Origin of the sequence: Okeania sp. SIO3B5, from assembly GCF_010692555.1 — a bacterium.
Taxonomy (GTDB): domain Bacteria; phylum Cyanobacteriota; class Cyanobacteriia; order Cyanobacteriales; family Microcoleaceae; genus Okeania.
This window is the reverse complement of record NZ_JAAHHG010000678.1, coordinates 1-4,576: the sequence shown is the minus strand read 5'-3', so window position 1 is coordinate 4,576 and position 4,576 is coordinate 1. Positions and strand designations below refer to the sequence as shown.

General features: G+C 37.8%; 3 protein-coding genes. 2 read left to right on the top strand and 1 reads right to left on the bottom strand.

Annotated features, from left to right (window positions below; genetic code table 11):
* Positions 1-28 precede the first annotated feature (28 nt).
* Positions 29-1,669 carry a serine/threonine-protein kinase gene (locus F6K54_RS40770; RefSeq protein WP_293090155.1) on the bottom strand — a complete coding sequence of 547 codons (1,641 nt, stop codon included), beginning with the start codon at positions 1,667-1,669 and terminating at the stop codon, positions 29-31.
* A 1,262-nt stretch (positions 1,670-2,931) separates the two neighbouring features.
* On the opposite strand from F6K54_RS40770, the gene msrP reads away from it, so the two are divergent.
* Together msrP and F6K54_RS40760 are read left to right on the top strand one after the other, a co-directional pair.
* On the top strand, positions 2,932-3,918 hold the full coding sequence (msrP, locus tag F6K54_RS40765; RefSeq protein ID WP_293090153.1) for a protein-methionine-sulfoxide reductase catalytic subunit MsrP: 987 nt from the start codon (positions 2,932-2,934) through the stop codon (positions 3,916-3,918).
* Between the two features lie 240 nt (positions 3,919-4,158).
* Positions 4,159-4,353 (top strand): heavy-metal-associated domain-containing protein, encoded by a 195-nt coding sequence (locus F6K54_RS40760; protein WP_293090151.1) that lies wholly within the window; start codon positions 4,159-4,161, stop codon positions 4,351-4,353.
* Positions 4,354-4,576: the final 223 nt, after the last annotated feature.

Genomic DNA, 4,576 nt, shown 5'->3' with positions numbered 1-4,576 from the left:
TGTCCTGATGGAGAGACTATTGCTTCTGCTAGTGGTGACAATACAGTAAAGTTGTGGAACCATCAGGGTCAATTATTGCATCAACAGACTGAACCTCGTCTAAATGTCCATAAAGAGTATATAAAAGTAAACCACTATTCAAATCCCACAATTTAATAGTTTTATCTTTACTCACACTGGCAATAGTATTTCCATCTGGACTAATAGCTACAGAGAAAACATCCTTCAGATGACCATACAATGTATTCTTCAAAGTACCACTGTAGATATTCCAAATTTTAATCGTACTATCACTACTAGAGCTGACTAGAGTACGACCATCGGGACTAACAGCAACAGACCATACAGGTCCATCATGTCCTGATAATTTACCCAGATTCTTACCGCTACGCAGATGTAACAGTTGAATATTTCCATCCGTACTACCACTGGCAATAATACCACCATTAGGACTAGCTGCGATTGACCAAACTGGGCCAGAAGTGGTTGCTAAAGTTTGCAGTGGAGAAAGTCGGTCTATGATTCCCGTAGATGGAGATATGGGAGGGAGGATACCTATATTAGAGTCAAAATCATCTACTTTTAGTCGAGGTGGCCTTGGTTCGAACTTAGGAATATTATTGGATGAAGATAATGGCTGAGTATGGGGAGATGGTAAGCGAGAACTAATAACTAAAGATAACAGAGCGATCGCTGCTGCTCCCCAAGCAGTGACAGTCCACCGTGGTTTCTGTAGGATAACATCTACTGGTGTTGGCCCATATTTGATATCTTTAATAACTTCTGCCACAGACTGATACCGTTGACGATGGTCTCGCTGTACCATTTTGTCTAATATCCGACCGAGATGCCTACTAATAGGATGTTTTAAATAGTCTCGCCACACCCATTTATCTGCTTTTATATCAAATAGTTCAAAGGGTGAAACCATAGTTAATAGGTGGAGACAAGTTATTCCTAAACTATAAATGTCACTGTTGGGGTATACTTTCCCTTTTGTTTGTTCTGGGGCAGCATATTCAGCAGAACCATTAATACTACCTATTGATAATAAATCTCCAGTAGCGGAAATTGTCACACCAAAATCAACTAAAACAAATTCTTTAGTATTTGTCCCTGGTTTTGTCCGACAAATAATATTTTCTGGTTTAATATCTCCATGAATCAGGTGATGGTCGTGGATAAACTCTAAGACTGGCAACAATTGATTTAATATTTGCCAAATTTTATGTTCACTAAAGACACCATCTTCAATGAGTTCTGTGGCCAAATCACGGCCTTCGATGTACTCTTGTACCAGATAACGGTGGCCATCGTGTTCTACAGAGGCTAATAGTTCTGGAATCTGGGGATGTTTACCGATTTTGTCTAGTTGTACTGGGTTGCAACTAAAGGTAGGAATAACTCCTTGACCTTGAAAAACTAGGTCTTTTCTGTCGTCTAGACTGACAAACTCCTTAATGATACACGGTGGTTTGGAAGGTTTGTCTTGGTCAATGGCTAGAAATGTATGGCTCCAGACGCTTTCACCCAAGGGTTTGATGACTTGGTAGCGTTCTTTGAGTATAGGGGGGCAGTTGGATATTCCCCCTGTTGTCTCATTTTGGCTGACAATTTTCTTGTCAGGGTCTTCTGGATTTTGGCTGTGAGAATTGATGCGAGGATTCATAATCAGCAATCAATTAGCATATTTTTTCTATGATAGTATTTCTTAGATTTTAGCTACAAACTTGAATAAGGCAGAAGGCAGAAGAGAGTAGGGGAGTAGGGAATAGGGAGTAGGGGAGTGGGGGAGTGGGGGAGTAGGGGAGATTGAAGTAATTATAGAGTTATAAACATATACTATTTAGTCTCTAAAAAAAAATCAATTATATAAATTTTTTTGATAATTTTTACAGTATAATTGTAAGCATCCAGACGTCAGTTATTAGCTAGCCTCCTAGGTCGGAACTGCGTTAACAGCTATTAATTTTTGGGAAGGTCATTTCAGTTATCAGTACCTCTACAATAAGGAGGCTTGACATTAGGAATATTATCTTTTTTATCCCCTTAAAAGGGGAGGCTTTAGACCAGAATTTTTCGGTAAAAGCAACCTTTAAAATTGAGAAATAATAAAAGTTATTGCCAAAGTATTCGGACTAAATTTTAGAAGTAATTAGGGTTTGCTGAATAAAGTTTTTTGGTAAGAGTAGGAGCCAGAATCCAGAATCCAGAATTCAGGAGAAATTGGAATTGTAGAAGAGGTAGTCAGAAGAATCTTCCCAAGATTGTTCTTTCCCTTTCTTGCCAAAAATACTCACTTTTTGAGTGATTGGAGCTGAAAACCAGGTAATTTTTCAATACCTAAAAAGGCTAAAAGCAATATCAGTCAATGCTTTGAGATTTAATCAGCAAGCCCTAATTATTCATTACTAAGTAAGCATTTCCTGCGGAATGCTGCGCAAACAGCTATTAGCTGTCAGCTCTTTCTAGGTCATGGTGCGCAAACAGTTTTTTAATGAATTAACCAAGTACTTGCTTAACTTCTACTACAATTTTAAACAAATAATTGAAGCACAAGAAAAATGAGCTTAAATTGTCTACTCAAGGAAATAAAGCTGATAGCTGATAGCTGACTGCTGTTTGCGCAGCATTCCGGAGGAAATGCTTACATTACTAATTACTGTTAACGTAGTTCCTCCGCAGATTTTTAAGTATAAAAAGATAGCATTTACTGAGGTACAGTTTTTTTTCTTCTTTTCTATTCTGTACGGACGTTGCATGCAATGTCCCTACCTACTCCCTACTTCCTAAAACAAAAGATTTTTCGTCAAACTTCATAGGGCGAAGTCTGCAAATTAAATAAACCTGCTATATATTATGAACTAGGGATGAAAAAATCATCAATCTTCAGTATTCAAGTTAAAACCTCATAGTAATTAACAATTAACCATGCCTCTAATCCGGATCAAAAAATCTTGGGAAATTCCTGAAACAAAAATAACCCCAGAAACCACTTATTTAAACCGTCGTCGGTTTATGAAAAATTTAATCGGTGCTGGTTTAAGTGCTACTGCATTATCTACTCTTACCAGTTGTGGACGGAACTCCAAAACATCTTTAACTTCAGAAGCAGTAACATTACCAATGACTGGTAAATTCACAATTAATCCTAACTTTTCTCAAGTTGACCGACCTATAACAGACGAAGCTCTTGCTACAAAATATAATAATTTCTATGAATTTGGTGGTAATAAATCTATTTGGCAAGCTGCTCAAGCTTTACCCACTGAAAATTGGAAAGTTGAAGTTAAAGGCTTAGTCAAAAATCCTCGTATTTATGACATAGATGAACTACAAAAAAAGTTTCCTCTAGAAGAAAGAATATATCGGTTTCGGTGTGTTGAAGCATGGGCAATGGTAATACCTTGGTTGGGTTTTCCCATGAAATTATTAATGGCAGATGTAGAACCAACATCAAAAGCTAAATATGTTCGTTTTACCTCTTTTTACGATGCAGAAATTACTAAAGGTCCTGGTTTTTGGGCTAATAGTTATCCCTGGCCTTATACAGAAGGTTTAACAATAGATGAAATGGCTAACGAATTAGCTTTTTTTGCAGTAGGAATGTACGGTAAATCATTACCTAAACAGAATGGAGCGCCATTGAGAGAAGTTATTCCTTGGAAGTATGGTTTTAAAGGGGCAAAATCAATTGTAAAAATTGAATTTCTAGAGTCAAGACCAGCAACATTTTGGAATACTTTAGTACCAAATGAATATGCTTTTGAAGCAAATGTTAATCCTAATGTGCCTCACCCTCGATGGTCACAAGCAACTGAGAGAGTATTAGGCGAAGGTGCTAGTTGGTCTTGGGAAAAAATTCCTACTTTACCCTATAACGGTTATGGAGAATATGTTGCTAGTCTTTATAGTTAATAGCAGAATTTTTTGCAGGGGATATAGATGAAAATTTAGTTGATAAAAATATAGTTCGACCAGTTATCTCATATGAAATTTGTAAACTCTATTTGTACTGAACTTTTGACTTTTGACTTTTGACTTTTGACTTTTGACTTCCGCGTAGCGACACTAGCTATTCCCTATTCCCTGTTCCCTATTCCTAGCGCTCCGCGCTATACTAATTAAAAATTTGTAACAACCTAACTAATTTTTAATATGACAATGCAACTAAAAGTTCCATCTATTGCTTGTGGTGGATGTGCAGATACTATTACGAAAGCAATCAAAACTCAGGAATCGGAAGCTGATGTCCAAGTGGATGTGGAGCAAAAAATTGTGACTGTGGAAACCAAAGCATCTGAGGAGTCCATTAAGCAAGCGATCGTTGCTGCTGGCCATACAGTTGAATAAAACAAATTTTGTTGTAACTAAACTGATAACCTGGGAAGCTTTTTTTGCAAAGACTCCCAGGATTTTTTATTTGACTTCGCCACAATTGTCACCGATTTGACATCCTCCCCGGCCTGAAGGCACGGGGATTCCTACCGAGCCTAAGCTCCTCGGTGGGTTGACGTTTTGCTTCGCATAGCTGTCGCTAACATTGGCTGCTGCACCCACCCCTCTTGCTCCCCTC